The organism is Pseudomonas farris, from assembly GCF_019145235.1.
GTDB classification, from domain to species: Bacteria; Pseudomonadota; Gammaproteobacteria; order Pseudomonadales; family Pseudomonadaceae; genus Aquipseudomonas; species Aquipseudomonas farris.
In genome coordinates this window covers 455,994-476,510 of the sequence record NZ_JAHSTV010000005.1, presented here as the reverse complement: position 1 = coordinate 476,510, position 20,517 = coordinate 455,994, and the positions used below count along the sequence as shown (strand labels likewise).

21 protein-coding genes and 1 tRNA gene are annotated in these 20,517 nt (G+C 57.9%); 12 read left to right on the top strand and 10 right to left on the bottom strand.

Annotated features, from left to right (window positions below):
- Window positions 1-2: 2 nt before the first annotated feature.
- The gene (locus KVG95_RS13555) at window positions 3-821 is read left to right on the top strand and encodes a DUF3800 domain-containing protein (RefSeq protein WP_217856792.1); all 819 of its coding nucleotides are present in this window, start codon (window positions 3-5) and stop codon (window positions 819-821) included.
- A gap of 279 nt (window positions 822-1,100) precedes the next feature.
- A complete protein-coding gene (locus tag KVG95_RS13550) occupies window positions 1,101-1,229 on the top strand; it encodes a transposase (RefSeq protein ID WP_217856791.1) in 129 nt (42 codons plus the stop codon).
- Window positions 1,230-1,550: 321 nt separating this feature from the next.
- On the opposite strand, the gene KVG95_RS13545 is transcribed toward KVG95_RS13550, so the two are convergent.
- The 10 genes from KVG95_RS13545 to KVG95_RS13500 all read right to left on the bottom strand — a co-directional run bounded on the left by KVG95_RS13545 (window position 1,551) and on the right by KVG95_RS13500 (window position 9,320).
- Window positions 1,551-1,736 (bottom strand): hypothetical protein, encoded by a 186-nt coding sequence (locus tag KVG95_RS13545; protein WP_217856790.1) that lies wholly within the window; start codon window positions 1,734-1,736, stop codon window positions 1,551-1,553.
- 63 nt (window positions 1,737-1,799) lie between these two features.
- Complete coding sequence (locus KVG95_RS13540; RefSeq protein ID WP_217856789.1) at window positions 1,800-2,642, bottom strand: chromosome segregation protein SMC; 843 nt, start codon at window positions 2,640-2,642, stop codon at window positions 1,800-1,802.
- Between the two features lie 91 nt (window positions 2,643-2,733).
- Window positions 2,734-5,616 (bottom strand): DUF927 domain-containing protein, encoded by a 2,883-nt coding sequence (locus KVG95_RS13535; RefSeq protein ID WP_217856788.1) that lies wholly within the window; start codon window positions 5,614-5,616, stop codon window positions 2,734-2,736.
- Window positions 5,606-5,893 carry a DUF3077 domain-containing protein gene (locus KVG95_RS13530; RefSeq protein ID WP_217856787.1) on the bottom strand — a complete coding sequence of 96 codons (288 nt, stop codon included), beginning with the start codon at window positions 5,891-5,893 and terminating at the stop codon, window positions 5,606-5,608. The genes KVG95_RS13535 and KVG95_RS13530 overlap by 11 nt, the downstream gene beginning before the upstream one ends.
- On the bottom strand, window positions 5,890-6,174 hold the full coding sequence (locus KVG95_RS13525) for a hypothetical protein (protein WP_217856786.1): 285 nt from the start codon (window positions 6,172-6,174) through the stop codon (window positions 5,890-5,892). The genes KVG95_RS13530 and KVG95_RS13525 overlap by 4 nt, the downstream gene beginning before the upstream one ends.
- Window positions 6,171-6,653: a hypothetical protein gene (locus tag KVG95_RS13520; RefSeq protein WP_217856810.1), complete on the bottom strand. Its 483-nt coding sequence runs from the start codon at window positions 6,651-6,653 to the stop codon at window positions 6,171-6,173. The genes KVG95_RS13525 and KVG95_RS13520 overlap by 4 nt, the downstream gene beginning before the upstream one ends.
- A 48-nt stretch (window positions 6,654-6,701) precedes the next feature.
- The gene (locus tag KVG95_RS13515; protein ID WP_217856785.1) at window positions 6,702-7,007 is read right to left on the bottom strand and encodes a hypothetical protein; all 306 of its coding nucleotides are present in this window, start codon (window positions 7,005-7,007) and stop codon (window positions 6,702-6,704) included.
- A complete protein-coding gene (locus KVG95_RS13510; RefSeq protein WP_217856784.1) occupies window positions 7,004-7,321 on the bottom strand; it encodes a helix-turn-helix transcriptional regulator in 318 nt (105 codons plus the stop codon). Before KVG95_RS13510 ends, KVG95_RS13515 begins: the two co-directional genes overlap by 4 nt.
- 507 nt (window positions 7,322-7,828) lie before the next feature.
- Window positions 7,829-9,070 carry a tyrosine-type recombinase/integrase gene (locus tag KVG95_RS13505; RefSeq protein ID WP_217856783.1) on the bottom strand — a complete coding sequence of 414 codons (1,242 nt, stop codon included), beginning with the start codon at window positions 9,068-9,070 and terminating at the stop codon, window positions 7,829-7,831.
- A 165-nt stretch (window positions 9,071-9,235) separates the two neighbouring features.
- Window positions 9,236-9,320: transfer RNA gene (locus KVG95_RS13500), tRNA-Leu, on the bottom strand.
- Window positions 9,321-9,427: 107 nt separating this feature from the next.
- Here KVG95_RS13500 and queA point away from each other — a divergent pair.
- The 10 genes from queA (at window position 9,428) to thrC (ending at window position 20,457) form a co-directional block, all read left to right on the top strand.
- On the top strand, window positions 9,428-10,477 hold the full coding sequence (gene queA / locus KVG95_RS13495) for a tRNA preQ1(34) S-adenosylmethionine ribosyltransferase-isomerase QueA (protein ID WP_048393697.1): 1,050 nt from the start codon (window positions 9,428-9,430) through the stop codon (window positions 10,475-10,477).
- Between the two features lie 14 nt (window positions 10,478-10,491).
- Complete coding sequence (tgt, locus tag KVG95_RS13490) at window positions 10,492-11,607, top strand: tRNA guanosine(34) transglycosylase Tgt (protein WP_019651852.1); 1,116 nt, start codon at window positions 10,492-10,494, stop codon at window positions 11,605-11,607.
- Between the two features lie 43 nt (window positions 11,608-11,650).
- On the top strand, window positions 11,651-11,986 hold the full coding sequence (yajC, locus tag KVG95_RS13485) for a preprotein translocase subunit YajC (protein WP_007903559.1): 336 nt from the start codon (window positions 11,651-11,653) through the stop codon (window positions 11,984-11,986).
- Between the two features lie 63 nt (window positions 11,987-12,049).
- On the top strand, window positions 12,050-13,918 hold the full coding sequence (gene secD, locus KVG95_RS13480; RefSeq protein WP_217856782.1) for a protein translocase subunit SecD: 1,869 nt from the start codon (window positions 12,050-12,052) through the stop codon (window positions 13,916-13,918).
- A gap of 9 nt (window positions 13,919-13,927) precedes the next feature.
- Window positions 13,928-14,842, top strand: a complete 915-nt coding sequence (gene secF, locus KVG95_RS13475; RefSeq protein WP_123719898.1) for a protein translocase subunit SecF — start codon at window positions 13,928-13,930, stop codon at window positions 14,840-14,842.
- Between the two features lie 121 nt (window positions 14,843-14,963).
- Window positions 14,964-15,515 carry a glycine zipper 2TM domain-containing protein gene (locus tag KVG95_RS13470; RefSeq protein ID WP_123498043.1) on the top strand — a complete coding sequence of 184 codons (552 nt, stop codon included), beginning with the start codon at window positions 14,964-14,966 and terminating at the stop codon, window positions 15,513-15,515.
- Between the two features lie 133 nt (window positions 15,516-15,648).
- Window positions 15,649-16,545 (top strand): site-specific tyrosine recombinase XerD, encoded by an 897-nt coding sequence (xerD, locus tag KVG95_RS13465; RefSeq protein WP_019651849.1) that lies wholly within the window; start codon window positions 15,649-15,651, stop codon window positions 16,543-16,545.
- A 267-nt stretch (window positions 16,546-16,812) separates the two neighbouring features.
- Window positions 16,813-17,544 (top strand): bifunctional protein-disulfide isomerase/oxidoreductase DsbC, encoded by a 732-nt coding sequence (gene dsbC / locus KVG95_RS13460; RefSeq protein ID WP_217856781.1) that lies wholly within the window; start codon window positions 16,813-16,815, stop codon window positions 17,542-17,544.
- A 132-nt stretch (window positions 17,545-17,676) separates the two neighbouring features.
- Complete coding sequence (locus tag KVG95_RS13455) at window positions 17,677-18,981, top strand: homoserine dehydrogenase (protein WP_052964768.1); 1,305 nt, start codon at window positions 17,677-17,679, stop codon at window positions 18,979-18,981.
- A 66-nt stretch (window positions 18,982-19,047) separates the two neighbouring features.
- Window positions 19,048-20,457, top strand: coding sequence for a threonine synthase (gene thrC / locus KVG95_RS13450; protein ID WP_217856780.1), 1,410 nt, complete (start codon window positions 19,048-19,050; stop codon window positions 20,455-20,457).
- The last annotated feature ends 60 nt before the right edge of the window (window positions 20,458-20,517 follow it).

The window sequence follows — 20,517 nt, the reverse complement described above, 5'->3', positions numbered from 1 at the left end:
ATATGACGGACGAGACTAATCCCAGCGAATTACACTTCTTTGTTGATGAGGCTGGCGATCCTACACTTTTCGACTCCAAGGGGCGCATTCTTGTTGGGCAGGAGGGATGTTCACGAACATTCATACTTGGCAAGCTAGATGTGGATGAACCAGCAGCACTCGAAGCTGCACTGAAGCAGCTTCGAGGTGACCTGTTGGCCGATCCCTACTTCAAGCGGGTACCGTCCATGCAGCCTGAGCGAGGCAAGACTGCGCGCGCTTTCCATGCAAAAGACGACGTGCCTGAAGTGCGACGCGAAGTTTTCCGTTTGCTGGCAGGATTCGACTTGCGCTTCTACGGCGTAGTGCGAACTAAGTCCGCGCTGCTGAGCTATGTGCGCCAACGCAACGAACGTGAGCCTGGATACCGTTATCGTGGTGACGAACTGTATGACACCCTCGTTGAGGAGCTGTTCCGGCGCTATCATCCCATGACCGACCAACTCAATATCTGCTTCGCCAAGCGCGGCAGTAAGTCGCGCACTCACGCCTTTCGAACCGCCATTGAGAGGGCAGAAGCACGCTTCGAGTCAGACTACGGTGTACGAAGATCCGCTACTGTCTCCATTGTTGCTAGTACTCCGCCCGAAACTGCCGGCCTGCAGGCCGTTGACTATTGTCTTTGGGCATTGCAACGATATTACGAGCGTGACGAAGATCGTTATATGGAGCTCATCTGGGACCAAGTAGTCGAGATCGAAGACATCGACCGCATTGAAGGCGGTCGAAAAGGGGTGGTCTACAACAAGAAACGCCCCCTGGCCAAAAGCCAAGAAGCGTGAAATAGGAGTGGGAGGTATAGGAGTCACTGGCCGAAACCAATAATTCACACGGCCTGCAGCCGAATTTTGCCTCCGCACACCAGTAGTGTAGCAAGAAACCACTTAGATAACACTCATAGCGTCAACCCCTGGCAAGGGGCTTTCTGCCTCAAAGCGGAATCTGGGCATGGAGCTTAAAGGTAAGGGGCCGGGTGAACAAGCCTTCAGAATCCCAGCATTAAGGACGATGGTGTCCACTTAAAGTACGTGGACCGCATTGCCTTTACCGCAAGGATCGCCATGCGCCAACACACCACCTATCTCCAATTCTTCAAGGTCCAGATTGTTCATGAATACCTGCAATCCGAGGCGTCGATTGCCGGCGCAGCCCTGCGCCATGGCATCAATGCCAACTTGGTTCACGAATAGATAGAACTGTTAGCCATTTCATTAGCGTGGCGCGATTATGGCCGACTGATTCGCCCCTGAATCTGTAGACACCCGATGCCCGCTTTTGTCCGATGCTATTGAAAAAGTCGGCTTCGGTTTCCCCGGCAAAAAAGTACGTGTCTGAGATTGAAATCTGTATTTTTACGCAAAAGTTTCAGGGCTCAGATTTGAAGTAGCAGCGTGCAAAAAAGGCGTTTTCACCACTAGCTAGGTAGCGTCGACTTTTTCAACACATCGGCCGGAAGCTGCCTGCGGAATTTGAATGCAACGGAAGCTTTCGCGAGCTTTCGCTTATTCTAATCACCGTTTTTTCAGCTTATGCTCGATTAGCCCCATTTCTGCCTTGATCGCAGTGATGGTGAGCTTCTGCATCGCTGTGCTTTTTCCGATTTTGGTATCCACGATCTTGAGTAGGGCGGTCAGGTGGACTTTTCTCGCTTTAAGCGTTTCGGACATGGATGAGCTGTTTTGTGTCGCTGCGTTCATGGCTTCGATCCTTGGATGATTTAAACAGCCCGCGAAAGCAGGCTGTTTCAGGGGAGTCGGCAGTTACATCGAGAGCAGATCGCGAGTGCGGTGCTGGCTCCCACGGTCCGCCAGGTCACGCCATTTCCAGCTGCCAAAGTGTCCACCCTGCTCGGGAATGTCGAGCTTGAGCAGTGATATTGGGTCCCGGCCGATCAGTCGGGCGGCGGCATAAAGCTTACCCCCCGCATCGAGCAGCGCCTGAGCGGCTTCATTCCACTTTTCTTGTAGTGCGTCATGGGCGAGCTGTAAGGCTTTTCTCTCTATTTTCTGGTGTTCCTCTTGAGCCTCGGTTATGTGATGGTCAACGGTGGCCAGCTCCTGCTCCAGGGCTGTGATAATCAGTTGCTGACGGCGATGCTGTTCCGTGGCGGCAGTGAGATTTTTCGCAGCTTTCTGAGCGTCGCTGCTGGCAACTTTTTCGCCTTCCAAATCACCCCACGCCACAGCTTGTGCGTAAGCGGTAGCCGCCTGGGTCTCAGCCTGCCGTGCGCTCGCTATCTCTTCTTGTGATTGCTTGCGAACTTCCTCCAAGCGAGTGCTGAGGCTTTCCCGTTTTGCATTGAGTTCGAGCTCATCAGCCACCCAATTCGCCATGTCGGCGATGTAGCCAGCCATCAAGCTTTCTCGATCGGCAAGGGTTTCTAGACGATTAAGTTTTTGATCCAGTATATGAATCTCAAGCTTGATTGAATCGATCCTTCGTTTGTGATCGCTGGAGTTGAACTCGACCGCGCTTTCTTTGCCAGAGTTGATGACGTCTTCGCTTTCAAGCGAAGCCTCAAGGGATGGTGGCTCCGTGTTGATGGCGTCCATTTCAATGACCAATTTGGCGCGAGCGTCTTTCAATTGCTGAATGCTGTTCATGTGTTTTGTCCTGTGCAATATGAATGTGGGTTCAATGAGTGGCTGGCGAGGCCGGATCGGGCCGGCTCTACCTCTGTCAGTAGGCTGGCCACTAGGCGGCCTGTGCCTCGCTCTCATCCGCTACCGGTACGGTCTTCACTACATAGCAACGCTGGGTGCCCATCCCTGGTAAGCGGACGGAGCAGGAGGCTTTGCCGTTGGGACCCGGCTCAAGGACGCCACGGCGAATAAGCTCCTTGTTCACTGCATTGATGTTCATGCCTTTGAACACTTCGGAGCGCCATGACTCGGGCAACACGTAGTAGGTGTTGGTGGTGTGCAATGCGTCGCCCAAGCCGTGCTCCAGCGTCTTGCGAAAGCCCAGGCGGTCGATGGTGCGGGGGCCGTGTTCATCGACCTTCGCGGCCGCCGACTCCCAGCGGGTGAAGCGGCTTTCGCCGAAGCGCTCGATGACTTGGCGCAGCCGTGCCAGGATCGCGTCACCTTCAAGATTTCCGGCGCCCCCGCGCTCGTTGAGCCAGGCGCTGAGGCAAACTCGGGCGGCGGTGGTGGCTGTGCCATCGGGCCAGCCCGTTATGCCCATTGCAGTGGCCAGCTCGCCGGCAGCTGCAGCCAGACCAAAACGAGTGGCGGCACGGTGCGCTTGGCCGCTCGCCGAGGCAGGCAGTGCTTTGGTAATGAACCTCTCCAAGGTGTGGCGCAAGATGGCCGACCAACCGTGCAGCTTGCCAGGTTCACAGAGAGCCGACAGGAACGCGGTGAGCGGTGTGCCGTAGTACTTGGCTACCCGTGCCTTGAGTGCATCGGAGAGGGCCGCCGCATCATCAAAACCGTTCAGCGCGTCGAACATGCCTAGTCCTTTACTGGCGTCCGCTGGCACGGCGAGCATCCGCACTTCCATGCCGGCTTTCAGTTCCTTGTTCGCTTCAGCCATGTGCTGCGCCAAGGTCTTCTCGCCGGTCGAGAGAAACAGCAAGCGCCACTCCTGCACCTGGCGGCCTGCTTGTCCGCGATCATTGGCGCGAGCCTTCCCAGTGCCGTTACCGAGCATGTACACCGTTTCGCCTATGATGCGCGGGTCGCACATGCCGATTTCATCCAGTACCAAGAGCCCATCCGAATGCGCGGCGGCGATGGATTCCAAGGCGTTATCCGTCGAGCGCCAGGAACGCACCAGACGCGGTCCGCCGTAGATCGAGGCAGCCACTTGCAGGTGTGTGGTCTTGCCGCCCGAGCTGTCACCGTAGAGGTGAAAGCCACCCGACTCATGGCCGAGCATGTGCAGCAGCGGTCCGGCAAACGCCACGCTGGCCACAAACGCCAAGCGGTGATTGCCGATGCACAAGGCACCGATCTGTTCTTGCCACTGCTCCAGGGTGCCGGCTTCGCTGATGGGTGGCAGCTGCGCGCCGGCCTCATAGAAGTGCAGGTGTTCCGCGTGTGAGCCGACCTGTCGCTCGGGCAGCAGAAAGGCGCTGTCGTGCCAACCCAAGCGAGTGACCAGTCGCGCGCGCTGGGCGCTGTCGAAGCCGCCGAGATAGCTCTGCAGGTCGTTGCGGGTATTGCGACCAGAGCGACTGCCGGCGAGGCGCAGGCCCATGTCCACGAGTGGACCCAGCACGTCCTTGCCGAAGTCGCCGGTCATGGTCCGCGCCGGAATGTTCCAGCGCTTTTTTGCGCCGTCCGGATCGTCGAACTCGACCAGCAAACCCCAGTTATGACCTTGCGCATCACGAGTGCGCGCCAGGATCTCCAGTGGCGAGCACACCGGGCGCGCCTCGCCATCGTCGCCGGAATAAAACACGCCTTCAGGTGTCAGGCGAAAGCCGCCGGGCAGCAGATCGTTTTTGGGTTTCGCGGCGCGCTTAGTCGTCGGTTTGGCCTTGGCTTCGGGTGGTTCGGTTGGTGCTTTCTCCGGTTCAACACCAAACAATTCGCCGCAGCGTTCCAGCTCGGCAACGTGCGCCGCCGTCCAGCCTTTGGCTTGGGCATCGGCCGCGTCGTCGCCGTCGTCCCATTGACCACCCTTGCTGAAGGTCGGTTGTTCATTCTTGCGGGTGGGCTTGCGTTTGAAGACGTCCAGGGCGATCACGCGCACCGACGCAGCACCGATCTGGCTCAGTTGTCCGGCGACGGCGTCCATGCAGCTTTGGCCACTGGCGTCGTTGTCGGGCCACAACACCACGGACCGACCTTTCAGCGACGTGAGGTCGGCCTTGTGCCAGGAGTTCGAGCCGTTTGGCCAGCACGTGGCCACGTAACCGGGTAGCAGCTCCGCCGCGGCGTCGGCGGCCTTTTCGCCTTCGCACAGAATGACCGGAGCCTCTGCGCGTTGCGCCAGTTCATCCAAGCGCAGCAGAGGACGCGGCTCAGGCAGACCTTGCCAGCGCCATTGCTGCGTTTGACCGTCGGCACGTTGGCACCAGGTTAAGGGGGCAAACACCTTGCGTGGCTTGCCGTCTTCATCCGGGCCCAAATCGAAGCGGTAGAGCGCCATGACTGGCTGGCCCTGAGCGTCGCGATATATCCAGACTTTAGACGGTGTGCCGTGTTGCCGGTGTTTGGCCGGACATTTGTTCATGGCCTCGGCCGGGATCGGCTGCATGGCGAGCCATTCCGGAGTTTCGCTTTTGTTGGGGGCCGGCTTCGATGGAGCTGTCCTGGCGCTAACGCGCAGCAGATCCGCCAGCTTGTTGCAGGCTTCGACGTCGGTGCCGCCCTCCAGATAGCGTACCAGATCGATCAGGTCGCCGCCCTTGTCACCGGTGGCAAAATCCGCCCAGGTGCCTTTGCTCAAGTTAACCTTGAGCGAGCCGGCTCGCTTGTCGGCGCGGGTTGGATTGGCGGCGGTGTATTCCTTACCGCCATCGACCCGTTTGCCCGTGGGTAGCCAGTGGGAAAGCACCCGGTTGATCTCTTTCAGAGAGGCCGCTTTCACGTCGGCGAAGCTGGGGCGTTTCGCATTATTGGTCATGGCCAGCCTCCACTCGCAGGAGGGTTGTGGTCACATCATCGATCACCGCCTTGCCCATTTCACTGAGATAGTAAGCGGCCATCGCGCAGTCTTCTGCCCCGTCGCCGTGGGTGGCCAAGAGCGACATGCGAGTCGCGCAGCTCAGCAGGTTTGAGGCGTGTTCAAGTGCGTCGGTCAGGGGCACATTGGCACTGAGACGGAACAGCATTTGACTAGGGTGGCCGCATTGGGCAAAAGCGGTATTGCCGAGGGTGGTCGTATTCGATTGCAGGCTCATTGCGCACCTCCGGTTTGAACCTGAGGAGCGGAAGAGGCATCACCGTGCATGGCCAAGGTTTTGATTAGGCCCAGAGTGCCGCGTACATCCCAAATCACCGAGGAAATGATGTGGTCAGCAAGGCGCGGTTTGTCGCTGTCAAAATGGTCTTCGAGAAGGGTTAACACGGAGTCAGCGCGGTCAATCGCACAAGTGATAGCGTCGATCGGTACACCGGCCTCGGCATCTTTGCTAACGCACAGTAGATCTTCGGGAAGGGTGAAGCCCTGTGAGCAGTTCATTGGGCACCGCCTTCGCTTTCGAGCGCGCGTGCCTTGGCCATATGAGCGTTGTAACGAGCGAGACGGGTTGCGAGACTGGAGTTGGCGTGTAAAGCGGCGAGAGCCATTGCGCGATGGGCTGCGGCGCGATTTTTGGACGGATTGAGGGCGTGCATAGGTAGAGCTCCAAGTTTGATCTGGAGCTGCCACTGATCGTCGCCAAACGATTTAGGGTGGCAGCTGTGCGCAGGTTGGCGAACCGGGAACTTGGAACCCGGCATACCCGAAGGTATCCCACGCACAGCTGCCATAACACGAAACGGCGAGCACAAAAAAAGCGCCTGCTGTCGGTCGGGGCGCCTGTGCGCCAAGTAACTCGGGTCGCCAAACCCGGTCGCTGAATTTGCAGCGACGGCTAAAGAGTAGCGTCCGGATTTCAAAAGTGCAACCGTGTGGAGATCTTGCGCATTTTTTTGATGCGGCATAAATTGTGCGGGCATGTAGATTTACCTCAACGCCTCCGGATCGCTCCCGGGGGCGTTTTCATTTCAAGCATGGCGCTCGTGGCGCAAGGTGAGTACGGGGGAATAGCCATCGCGAATCATCTGGCGAGCATCGTGATAAGCATTTGCTGCCTGGGCTTCACCCAAGACAACAACACCCAACTGATCCGCATGCATGATCAACAGGCACCAAACTCCATCCGGCCAGCTCAATACGCCTAGAGTCCGTCCACGCTGTTCGTGTTTTCTGCGCAATCGCTCGAAACGTTGGATGCGTGTTTTGGAAAAACCAACTTCGTGCAATGCCTGAAATGACCTGAGTTTTGAGAGCGAAGGAGGTGGTCTTCTCATGCTGCCACCTTGTTTCTTGCCGAAATGCGGGCCCGCACCCAACTTTGGACTTCATCAAGAACCCATGCGACAGGCGCTCCGCGAGCTTTACTACCGCTTAGTTTTACTGGAAGTGGGAAGTCGCTATCCGCTTGCTGCATCAGTTTGTAAATCGTTGGACGTGCTAGTCCAACGATGGCCATTACTTCCGGCATACGAATCAGAATTGCTGAAGGGTCAGCGGCAGGGTGACTGGCTCGCCTAGCGTTTGTATCGGTCGCTTCGGGCGAGTGGATTTCGAAAGAATTTGCTGATTTGAAGGTCTTGTGTGTCATAGAAAACCCCTGGGTATGGATACAGGGGTATCTATCTATACATTTATCTAGACGAAGAAAACTACTTTGTCTCTAGGTCGGTGAATGTGTAGTCAATACAGGTGCAATACAGGGTGAACGCGGCAGTACAGTAATTGCTTCTGCGCAATTTTTCACTGTGATCGAGATGGTTGTCAGGGTGGTGAATTATTCATCCGGAGAGAATTTGGACACTCACTCACCCGCGATCCCACGCCCTAGATTTTAATGCTCAACCAGCGATGTATGTTAGTTAAGTATTCGCAAGCGAGGTCTGGCCCGCAGGCGTGAGGGCACTCATCGAGCAAGGCAGCTGCGAGGGTGAGGTGCCTACGGCTGTTACACGTCATAGCGGAGTTACACTTCGTGTACGTTGAATCATGATCAAGTGTTACAGTTAAAAATTCAATAATATCAATTGGTTAAGTTTCATCGTTACACCTGTAACACGCGTTACACCGTTTTTCAGGGGGGGGGCGATCATGTCTGTCAGACTGCCTTTCCAAACTGCCTTTGCACCACCTTTCCTGCAGCTAGCGCATCTAGGTGATCTGCATACCATTGCATCATCTTTACGCGTTGCTCAAGGTATTGAGCCTTGTTGTATACCCCCGAAATACCTTCCTCTTTGTGAGCAAGCTGCGCTTCAACATGTTCTTTCGGCCAACCATGTTCTCGAAGCAGCGTACTCGCGGTGTGCCGAGTACCGTGTCCAACTAAGCGGCCTTTATAGCCGATGGTGGCGAAGACCTTATTGATCGTGTTTTCGCTGATGGTTGGATTTTTGGCTCCGACTCCGGGGCAGAGCCAGCGACTCCGCCCGGTTAAGCAATGCAGCTCTTTCAGAGCTGCAACTGCTTGGTGGGGAAGGGGGCAGATAAAATCTCGACGCATCTTCATTTTGGCGGCAGGCGTGGTCCAAATGGCTTTCTCAAGGTCAAATTCCTTCCATTCAGCCAAACGGACCATGCCAGGTCGCGATGCCGTCCATACACAAAGCCAAGCAGCAGTGCGAGCAGTCAGTCTGGCCGGTGTGTTTTTGAGTGCCTGGAGAAATTCACCCAGTTCAGGCTCCAGCAAATGTGGATGCTGCTGAGTCTTAGGGGCTTGGGCCGCAATATCGCGAAGTCGGCTGCCCGGATCGTTTTCAGTCAGGCCTAAGCCGATGGCTCGCCCGAAGATCTGATTTATCCAGGTGCGACACTTTTCAGCCACGTTGTGTGCGTCCCGAGCTTCGATGGATGCCTGAAGCTCTGCGCAATCGGTGCGTGTGATTTCGTCTAGAGGCTTGTCTCCCAGTGCCGGGAGTATGTCCTTGTCGAGGTAGGTGCGGATTTTGTTGAGGGTGGAGGATGCGAGACCCTTTTCCTCTTTCGCCTTGAGCCAGGCATCAGCAGCAGCTCGAAAAGTTCGGGTTTTGGCCGCATCAATAGCAGCTTTCGCGGACCGCTTTTGCTCAAGGGGGTCGGCACCGCTACTCACTACTTTGCGTAGATCGGCAGCTTTGTCCCGAGCCAGCGCACCACTTACTTCCGGGTAACCCCCGAGCCCCATCCAAGCCCAATTGCCCGCCGGACGTTTGTAGCGGAGCTGCCAGGATTTACCACCATCAGGTTTGACCCTGAAGTAGAGGCCGTTTCCGTCCAGCTCCCGGTATTCCTTTGATTCCGGCTCCAACCCCGCAAGTGTCGTGTCTGCGAGAGGGCGACGCTTGATGTCTGCGCGCTTCATCCTTGTATCCCAAAGTTCGGTATTTTTCTCAGGATACAAGCAGGGATACAGGGATACAACGGATAAGGGGATACAGAGGTAGATAGCCAGATACAAAAAAACCGGCTCAAGTGGCCGGTTTCTCTGGGTCTGAGAGTCTGGTAGAGACTTTCAGATACTGCTATATGGTGCCCCGAGGGAGACTCGAACTCCCACTTCTTGCGAAAACGGATTTTGAATCCGCCGCGTCTACCAATTCCGCCATCAGGGCTCAATGGCGGCGAAGTATAGAGATGAGATAACCGTCGGTCAATCAGGTACATGGAGAATTTTTGATATTTCCGCTAGACTTCCCGGCCCTGCTAGACGAACCCCATCATGCGCGTTGCTGACTTTACTTTTGAGCTCCCTGATTCGCTGATTGCTCGCCATCCTTTGGCTGAGCGTCGCGGTAGTCGCCTGTTGACCCTGGACGGGGTCAGCGGCGCCCTGGCGCACCGTCAATTCACTGATTTGCTCGAGCATTTGCGCCCGGGCGATTTGATGGTGTTCAACAATACCCGGGTGATTCCGGCGCGGCTGTTTGGCCAGAAGGCTTCCGGTGGCAAGCTGGAAATTCTGGTGGAGCGGGTGCTCGACAGTCATCGCGTGCTGGCGCATGTGCGTTCCAGCAAATCGCCGAAACCGGGTTCGAAGATCCTGATCGACGGCGGTGGCGAGGCCGAGATGCTGGCGCGTCACGATGCGTTGTTCGAGCTGGGGTTTGCCGAAGAGGTGTTGCCGCTGCTCGACCGTGTCGGGCACATGCCGTTGCCTCCTTATATAGATCGCCCGGATGAAGGCTCGGACCGCGAGCGTTATCAGACGGTGTACGCCGAGCGCCTGGGCGCGGTGGCGGCGCCGACGGCGGGGCTGCATTTCGATCAGCCGCTGATGGAGGCGATTGCCGCCAAGGGCATCGAGACTGCGTTCGTGACCTTGCACGTGGGTGCGGGCACGTTCCAGCCAGTGCGCGTCGAGAAGATTGAAGATCACCACATGCACAGTGAGTGGCTGGAAGTCGGTCAGGACGTGGTCGATGCCGTCGAAGCCTGCCGCGCTCGCGGTGGTCGCGTGGTGGCCGTGGGGACTACCAGCGTGCGTTCTCTGGAAAGCGCCGCGCGCGATGGCGTGCTCAAGCCGTTCAGTGGCGACACCGACATCTTTATCTACCCGGGCCGGCCGTTTCATGTGGTCGATGCCCTGGTCACCAACTTCCATTTGCCTGAATCCACGTTGTTGATGCTGGTTTCGGCATTCGCCGGTTATCCCGAGACCATGGCCGCCTATAAAGCCGCCGTCGACAACGAATACCGCTTTTTCAGCTACGGTGATGCGATGTTTATCACCCGTAACCCCGCACCACGTGGCCCCGAGGAAACAGAATGAGTCGCCAAAGTCGTATGTCGTTTGAGTTACTTGCTACTGACGGCAAGGCTCGTCGCGGTCGTTTGACCTTCCCGCGTGGTACCGTCGAGACCCCGGCCTTCATGCCGGTGGGCACGTACGGCACGGTCAAGGGCATGCTGCCGCGGGATATCGTCGCCACTGGCGCGGAAATCATTCTGGGCAACACCTTCCACTTGTGGCTGCGTCCTGGCACCGAAGTGATCAAGAAGCACGGCGACCTGCACGATTTCATGCAGTGGAAAGGCCCGATTTTGACCGACTCCGGCGGTTTTCAGGTGTTCAGCCTGGGCGCGATGCGCAAGATCAAGGAGGAGGGCGTGACCTTCGCTTCTCCGGTCGACGGCGCCAAAGTATTCATGGGGCCGGAAGAGTCGATGCAGGTCCAGCGCGATCTGGGCTCGGACATCGTGATGATTTTCGACGAATGCACCCCGTACCCGGCCGATGAAGACGTCGCTCGTGTCTCGATGGAGCTGTCGTTGCGCTGGGCCCAGCGTTCGAAAAATGCCCATGGCGATAACACGGCGGCGCTGTTCGGCATTGTTCAGGGCGGCATGCACCAGGATCTGCGCATGCGCTCCCTGGAAGGTCTCGACAAGATCGGCTTCGACGGCCTGGCCATCGGCGGTCTGTCGGTGGGCGAGCCCAAGCACGAGATGATCAAGGTGCTGGATTACCTGCCAGGCCAGATGCCGGCTGACAAACCTCGTTACCTTATGGGCGTTGGCAAACCGGAAGATCTGGTTGAGGGTGTGCGCCGCGGTGTGGACATGTTCGATTGCGTGATGCCAACCCGTAATGCCCGCAATGGGCATCTGTTCATTGATACAGGCGTGCTGAAGATCCGTAACGCGTTCCATCGCCATGATGATTCGCCGCTGGATCCAACCTGCGATTGCTACACCTGCCAGAACTTCTCCCGTGCTTATCTGCACCATCTGGACAAGTGCGGCGAAATGCTGGGTAGCATGTTGAATACCATCCACAATTTGCGCCATTACCAGGTGCTTATGGCTGGTTTGCGCGAGGCTATTCAACAGGGTACATTGGCCGCCTTTGTCGATGCCTTCTACGCCAAACGCGGGTTACCTGTTCCGCCTTTGGACTGAGTTTTCTGACCCCAAGATTCAACATTTGCAACTGGAGTGCTAAATGAGCTTTTTTATCTCTAATGCCATGGCTGACGCCGCTGCACCTGCTGCGGGCCCAATGGGCGGCGGCTTTGAGTGGATTTTCCTGGTCGGTTTCCTGGTCATCTTCTACCTGATGATCTGGCGTCCACAGGCCAAGCGCGCCAAAGAGCAGAAAACCCTGCTGGGCAGCCTGCAAAAAGGTGACGAAGTTGTGACCACCGGTGGTATCGCCGGCAAGATCACCAAAGTGTCCGACGACTTCGTAGTTCTGGAAGTCTCCGACACCGTCGAAATGAAATTCCAGAAAGGCGCCATCGCCGCCACGCTGCCAAAAGGCACGCTCAAAGCGATCTAAGTTTCAAATTCTACTCAATCGACGGGGCGCGCAAGGCGCCCCGCGTCATAAGCGGGCGGCGTGATGCTGAACAAATACCCTCTGTGGAAATACATTCTGATCCTGGCGGTGCTGGCGATCGGTCTGATTTATTCCGCTCCCAATCTATACCCTGATGACCCGGCCATTCAGGTCAGCGGTGCAAGCACTGCACTGCAGGTTAATCAGGCTGATCTGGATCGTGTGAGCACCGCGCTCAAGGAATCCGGGATCAACGTCAAGGCGGCCACCCTGGCTGCGGGCGGCAAGGGCGGTCTGATCCGTCTGACCAAGGCTGAAGATCAGCTGCCAGCCAAAGACGTCGTGCGCAAGGCATTGGGTGATGACTACGTCGTTGCACTGAACCTGGCACAAACCACCCCGCAATGGCTGCGCAGCCTTGGCGCGCACCCGATGAAGCTGGGTCTGGACTTGTCCGGTGGTGTGCACTTCCTGCTGGAAGTGGACATGGACAAAGCCCTCGATGCACGCCTGAAAGTCTACGAAGGCGACGTCAAGAGCCTGTTGCGCAAAGAGCGTCTGCGCTATCGCAGCCTGCCGCAACTGGGCGGTGCCATTCAGCTGGGCTTCACTGATGAAGCAGCCCGTGAAGAGGCGCGTGCGCTTATTCGCAAGAACTTCAACGATTTCGACATTGTTCCGGCCGACCTCAATGGCCAACCGGTACTGCGTCTGGCGATGACCCCGGCCAAGCTGGCGGAAATCCGCGAATACTCCATCAAGCAGAACTTGACCACGGTACGTAACCGCGTCAACGAGCTGGGTGTTGCCGAACCTATCGTTCAGCGCCAAGGCGCCAACCGCATCGTGGTTGAGCTGCCGGGCGTGCAAGACACCGCAGAAGCCAAGCGTATCCTCGGCAAGACGGCCAACCTTGAGTTCCGTCTGGCGGCTGAGCCTGGCGCTTCGAAAGCCACTTCCGAGTCGTTCGAGTTCCGTGAAGGCAATCGTCCTCCTGCACTGATCGAGCGTGGCCTGATCATCACCGGTGACCAGGTGACTGACGCCAAGGCTGGCTTCGGCGAGCAAGGCACGCCAGAAGTGAACATCCGTCTGGATGGCCACGGTGGCGAGCTGATGAGTCGTGCGACTCGCAACAACGTCGGCCGCAGCATGGCGGTGATCTTCATCGAACAACGTCCTGTCACCACTTACACCAAGCAAGTGGTCAACGGCGTCGAGAAAGACGTACCGGTTCAGACGTTTAAAGAAGAGAAGAAGATCATCAGCCTGGCGACCATCCAGTCGCCACTGGGTGCCCAGTTCCGCATCACTGGCCTGAACGGCCAGGGCGAATCGTCCGAACTGGCACTGCTGCTGCGTGCCGGTGGTCTGGCGGCACCGATGTACTTCGCTGAAGAACGTACCATCGGCCCAAGCCTGGGTGCTGACAACATCACCAAAGGTATCGATGCATCGCTGTGGGGCATGCTGTTTGTCTCGCTGTTCATCATGGCCATCTACCGCTTCTTCGGCCTCATCGCCACCGTCGCGCTGACGGTGAACATGGTGATGCTGCTGGCCTTGATGTCGCTGCTGGGTGCAACGCTGACCCTGCCGGGTATCGCCGGTATCGTGTTGACCATGGGTATGGCGGTCGACGCCAACGTACTGATCTTCTCGCGGATACGTGAAGAGATCGCGGCTGGCATGACTGTGCAGCGGGCAATCAACGAAGGCTTCGGCCGGGCATTCACCGCGATTCTCGACGCCAACCTGACAACCTTGTTGGTCGGCGGGATTCTCTTTGCCATGGGCACCGGCCCGGTCAAAGGCTTCGCAGTGACCATGTCCCTCGGGATCTTTACCTCGATGTTCACGGCCATCATGGTGACCCGCGCGATGGTCAACCTGATCTTCGGCGGTCGTGACTTCAAGAAGTTGTGGATTTAAGGGGCTGCCATGTTACGTACAATCAACTTCATGGGCGTTCGCAACGTTGCGTTCGGCGTCACATTGTTCCTCACGGCATTGGCATTGTTCAGTGTCGCCACCAAGGGCATGAACTGGGGCCTGGACTTCACCGGCGGTACGCTCATCGAGCTGACCTACGAGCGTCCGGCCGATGTCACCAAGGTGCGTGAACAGCTGGTTACATCGGGTTATCACGAGGCGATCGTACAGAGCTTCGGTGCGACTACCGATTTGCTGGTGCGCATGCCAGGTGAAGACCCGCAGCTGGGTCACCAGGTGGCCGAGGCCTTGCAGAAGGTCGGTGGCGACAACCCTGCGGTGGTCAAGCGCGTCGAGTTCGTCGGCCCTCAGGTCGGTGAAGAGCTGCGCGACCAGGGCGGCCTCGGCATGCTGATGGCGCTGGGCGGTATTTTGATCTACCTGGCTTTCCGCTTTCAGTGGAAGTTTGCGGTCGGTGCGATCGTGTCCTTGATCCACGACGTGATCGTGACCATCGGCATCCTGTCGTTCTTCCAGATCACCTTCGACCTGACGGTACTGGCGGCGGTGCTGGCGATCATCGGTTACTCGCTCAACGACACCATCGTGGTATTCGACCGGGTTCGTGAGAACTTCCGGGTACTGCGCAAGGCCAGCCTGATCGAGAACATCAACATCTCGACCACGCAAACCCTGCTGCGGACCATGGCGACGTCGATCTCCACATTGCTGGCGATCGCGGCCCTGTTGTTCTTCGGTGGCGACAACCTGTTCGGCTTCTCCATTGCCCTGTTCATCGGTGTTCTGGCGGGTACTTACTCGTCGATCTACATCGCGAACGTGGTGCTGATCTGGCTGAACCTGAGCAGCGAGGACCTGATTCCTGCTGCGGCGGTAGAGACGGAAGTCGACGACCGTCCATAACGGTTATCGCTTTTCCAGCTGTAGGCCGAGAAGGCGCGAGTATTGAACTCGCGCCTTTTTTTATGCTCCAAGGCTGGGAGAAGCGCGGGTTTGTCCCGTCTGTGATGGTCAGGAGGTTCATGTGAACAAGTCGTTGCTGGTTGGTGCGGTATTGGGTGCTGTCGGTGTCACTGCCGGGGGTGCTGTTGCCACCTACAACCTGGTTAAAAGCGGCCCTGAGTATGCGCAAGTGTTGGCTGTTGAACCGGTCAAGACACAAATCAAAACTCCACGTGAAGTGTGCAAGGACGTTACGGTTACCCGGCAAGCGCCGGTAAAAGATCAACACCAGATCGCCGGTACGGTGGTCGGCGCGCTGGCGGGTGGCCTGTTGGGCAACCAGATCGGCGGCGGTACAGGCAAGAAAATCGCCACAGTGGCCGGTGCGGTCGGCGGTGGTTATGCGGGTAACAAGGTGCAGGAAGGCATGCAGGAGCGTGACACCTACACCACCACTCAAACCCGCTGTAACACCGTGAATGACATCAGCGACAAGGTTGTAGGCTACGACGTTCGTTATTCGCTGGATGGCAAGGAAGGCAAAGTGCGGATGGATCGCGATCCGGGCAACCAGATTCCGGTCGACAAGGAAGGCAAGTTGATCCTGGGGCAAAACGAACCGGCTCAACAATAAGCTGAGCGCCTCAAGCAAAAAGAAGCATCCCGAGAGGGATGCTTTTTTTGTGCCTGAATTTTATGTTCACCGCCAACGTGCTATGAAAGACTCTTCATTTTTCGCGGCCTTACGCCTGCCTGTCTGAGACTCCATGCCTGCCATCGATCATCCCCTGATAGACCAGTTCCTCGACGCCCTGTGGCTGGAAAAAGGCCTTTCCGATAACACCCGCGATGCCTATCGCAGTGACCTGGCCCTGTTCAACGGCTGGTTGCAGGAGAAGGGCCTGGAACTGATCAACGCTGGACGCGAGTTGATTCTTGATCACTTGGCCTGGCGTCTGGAGCAAAACTACAAGCCCCGTTCTACGGCGCGGTTTCTTTCCGGTGTGCGTGGCTTCTATCGCTATTTACTGCGGGAAAAGTTGATCGCTGTCGATCCGACATTGCGCGTCGATATGCCGCAATTGGGTAGGCCGTTGCCTAAATCCTTGTCGGAAGCCGATGTGGAAGCGCTACTGGCAGCGCCAGACCTGAGCGAAGCCATCGGTCAGCGTGACCGCGCCATGCTTGAGGTGCTTTATGCCTGTGGTTTGCGGGTCACGGAACTGATCAGCCTGACGCTGGAACAGGTCAACCTGCGCCAGGGCGTGCTGCGGGTGATGGGCAAGGGCAGCAAGGAGCGGCTGGTGCCGATGGGCGAAGAGGCGATTGTCTGGGTCGAGCGCTACATGCGCGATGCCCGTGGCGAACTGCTGGGCGGGCGTCCCAGCGATGTGCTATTCCCCAGCCTTCGCGGCGAACAGATGACCCGCCAGACCTTCTGGCATCGCATCAAGCACCAGGCCAAGGTCGCCGGGATCGGCAAGTCGCTGTCGCCGCATACCCTGCGCCATGCCTTTGCCACGCACTTGCTCAACCACGGTGCCGACCTTCGAGTGGTGCAAATGCTGCTCGGCCACAGCGATCTCTCGACCACCCAGATCTATACTCACGTCGCCCGCGCACGGTTGCAGGACCTGCACGCCAAGCATCACCCGCGCGGTTAATGCAGTTCCTGGAATGGAAATGCTTACCTGTGGTGAGGGGGCTTGCCCCCGTTCGGCTGCGCAGCAGTCGTGAACCGGGTTTCGCGGTCGATCTGATGAAATCGGGTGACAGATTTTGGGGCTGCTGCGCAACCCAACGGGGGCAAGCCCCCTCGCCACGGGGGCCTTATGTGGTAGGCTTTGCCGGTTTGTACGATGGGCGGTTATGACCCGGTGTTTTGGCACGGGCGTTCTGATCGTCCCATTTGTCCGCCTTCAGGAGTTCTCATGCGTCTGACCCAGATTTTCGCCGCCGCAGCCATTGCGTTGGTCAGCACCTTTGCCGTCGCCGATGACGCGGCCGACAAAGCCATTCGTAAAAGCCTGGAAAACCTCCAGCTCGAAGTGCCGGTAGAAAGCATTTCCGCCAGCCCGTTGCCTGGTCTGTACGAAGTCAAACTCAAGGGCAGCCGCGTACTCTACGCCAGCGCCGACGGCCAGTACGTGGTTCAGGGCTACATGTTCCAGCTCAAGGACGGCAAGCCGGTCAACCTGACCGAGAAGACCGAACGCCTGGGCATTTCCAAGCTGGTCAACGAGATTCCGGTCGCGGAAACCGTGGTTTACCCGGCCATCGGCGAAACTAAATCGCACATCACCGTCTTCACCGACACCACCTGCCCGTACTGCCACAAATTGCATGCCGAAGTGCCTGAGCTGAACAAGCGCGGCATCGAAGTGCGTTACGTCGCGTTCCCGCGCCAGGGCCTGGGCTCACCGGGTGACGAACAGCTGCAAGCGGTCTGGTGCTCGAAAGACAAGAAAGCCGCCATGGACAAAATGGTCGATGGCAAGGAAATCAAGGCCGCCAAGTGCGAGAACCCGGTTTCAAAACAGTTCGCCCTCGGTCAGTCGATTGGCGTGAACGGTACGCCGGCCATCGTTTTGGCCGACGGACAGGTCATTCCGGGCTACCAGCCTGCGCCACAAGTCGCCAAACTGGCACTGGGCGCGAAATAGTTTCGCATCGTCACGGTCAGCCTTGACGATCATGGTCTGGCGGCAACATTGTCGGGCCATTAATAGAGAGCCGCGAGTATGCGGTTGTTTTCACGGCCGGCCTTGAGTCGGCCGTTTTATGGGGAGTTCACAGTGAAACCGGTCAAAGTAGGCATCTGTGGGTTAGGGACCGTCGGTGGCGGTACCTTCAACGTACTTCAGCGCAACGCCGAGGAAATTGCTCGTCGTGCCGGGCGTGGAATCGAAGTGGCACAAATTGCCATGCGCACGCCAAAGCCTCAGTTCCAGACGACCGGTATTGCGATTACCAACGATGTGTTCGAAGTGGCCACGAACCCAGAGATCGACATCGTTATAGAGCTGATGGGCGGCTACACCGTTGCCCGCGAGCTGGTACTCAAGGCCATCGAGAATGGCAAGCATGTGGTCACCGCGAACAAGGCACTGATCGCCGTTCACGGTAATGAAATTTTCGCCAAGGCTCGCGAGAAGGGCGTCATTGTGGCGTTCGAAGCGGCCGTGGCCGGCGGCATCCCGGTGATCAAAGCGATCCGTGAAGGCCTGTCGGCCAACCGCATCAACTGGGTCGCCGGCATCATCAACGGCACCGGCAACTTCATCCTCACCGAGATGCGCGAGAAGGGTCGCACCTTCGAAGACGTACTCGCCGAGGCGCAAGCCCTGGGTTACGCCGAAGCCGATCCGACCTTTGACGTCGAAGGCATCGACGCAGCCCACAAGCTGACGATCCTGGCGTCCATCGCGTTCGGCATTCCGCTGCAATTCGATAAGGCTTACACCGAAGGCATCACCAAGCTGACCACCGCTGACGTGAACTACGCCGAAGCGCTGGGCTATCGCATCAAGCACCTGGGCGTGGCGCGCAGCACCGCGGCCGGTATTGAGCTGCGTGTGCACCCGACGCTGATCCCGGCCGATCGCTTGATCGCCAACGTCAACGGCGTGATGAACGCAGTGATGGTCAACGGCGATGCTGCCGGTTCGACCCTGTTCTACGGTGCCGGCGCCGGCATGGAACCGACGGCTTCGTCGGTGATCGCCGACTTGGTGGACGTGGTTCGCGCCATGACTTCCGACCCGGAAAACCGCGTGCCGCACCTGGCTTTCCAGCCGGACTCGCTGTCGGCCCATCCGATCCTGCCGATCGAAGCCTGCGAAAGCGCGTACTACCTGCGCATTCAGGCCAAGGATCATCCGGGCGTGTTGGCTCAGGTGGCGAGCATCCTGTCGGAGCGCGGCATCAACATCGAATCGATCATGCAGAAAGAAGTCGAAGAGCATGACGGTCTGGTGCCAATGATCCTGCTGACGCACCGTGTGCTGGAACAGCACATGAACGACGCGATCACCGCCCTGGAAGCCTTGGAAGGCGTGGTCGGCCCGGTCGTACGGATCCGCGTCGAGCACCTGAACTAAGCCGTTATCGTTCACCGGGCTCGCACGCGGGCCCGGCATTGCGAACACTGTCTATTGGAGCCAGTCATGCGTTATATCAGTACCCGCGGCCAGGCACCGGCCCTGAATTTCGAAGATGTCCTGCTGGCCGGTCTCGCCACCGACGGCGGTCTGTACGTCCCGGAAAACCTGCCACGTTTTACCCAGGAAGAAATCGCTTCCTGGGCCGGCCTGCCGTATCACGAGCTGGCCTTCCGGGTGATGCGCCCATTCGTGACCGGCAGCATCCCCGATGCCGATTTCAAAAAGATTCTTGAAGAAACGTATGGCGTGTTTTCCCACAACGCCGTGGCACCGTTGCGTCAGCTGAATAGCAACGAATGGGTAATGGAGCTGTTCCACGGCCCGACCCTGGCGTTCAAAGACTTCGCCCTGCAATTGCTGGGTCGTCTGCTCGACTACGTGCTGGAAAAGCGCGGCGAGCGCGTGGTGATTGTTGGCGCTACCTCCGGCGACACCGGTTCGGCGGCGATCGAAGGTTGCAAGCACTGCGAAAACGTCGACATCTTCATCCTGCACCCGCACAACCGTGTGTCCGAAGTGCAGCGTCGCCAGATGACCACCATCTTCGGCGAGAACATCCATAACATCGCCATCGAAGGCAACTTCGATGACTGCCAGGAAATGGTCAAGGCCAGCTTCGCCGACCAGAGCTTCCTCAAGGGCACGCGTCTGGTGGCGGTGAACTCTATCAACTGGGCGCGGATCATGGCCCAGATCGTTTACTACTTCCACGCGGCCCTGCAACTGGGTGGCCCGGCGCGTTCGGTGTCGTTCTCGGTGCCGACCGGCAACTTCGGCGATATCTTCGCCGGTTACCTGGCGCGCAACATGGGCTTGCCGATCAACCAGTTGATCGTCGCCACCAACCGCAACGACATCCTGCACCGCTTCATGAGCGGCAATCAGTACGTCAAGGAAACCCTGCACGCCACGCTGTCGCCGTCCATGGACATCATGGTGTCGTCGAACTTCGAACGCCTGCTGTTCGACCTGCACGGTCGCAACGGCGCGGCGATTGCCGGTTTGATGGACACCTTCAAGCAGGGCGGCGGTTTCAGCGTCGAAGAGGAACGCTGGACCGAGGCACGCAAACTGTTCGATTCGCTGGCCGTGGACGACGCCCAAACGTGCGAAACCATTGCCGAAGTCTTTGAGCAAACCGGCGAGCTGCTGGACCCACACACTGCCATCGGCGTGAAGGCCGCGCGCGAATGCCGTCGCAGCCTGGATATCCCGATGGTGATCCTCGGCACGGCCCATCCGGTCAAATTCCCGGACGCAGTGGAAAAAGCCGGTGTAGGAAAAGCGCTCGAACTACCTGCACATCTTTCTGATTTGTTTGAACGAGATGAGCGTTGCACCGTATTACCGAACGACCTGAAAGCCGTGCAGGCCTTTGTCAGTCAGCATGGCAACCGCGGCAAGCCGCTGTAACCGGTAAAAGCTGTCACATTTTGAAGCCCGTCTCCTGACGGGCTTTCTCATTTCTGCATG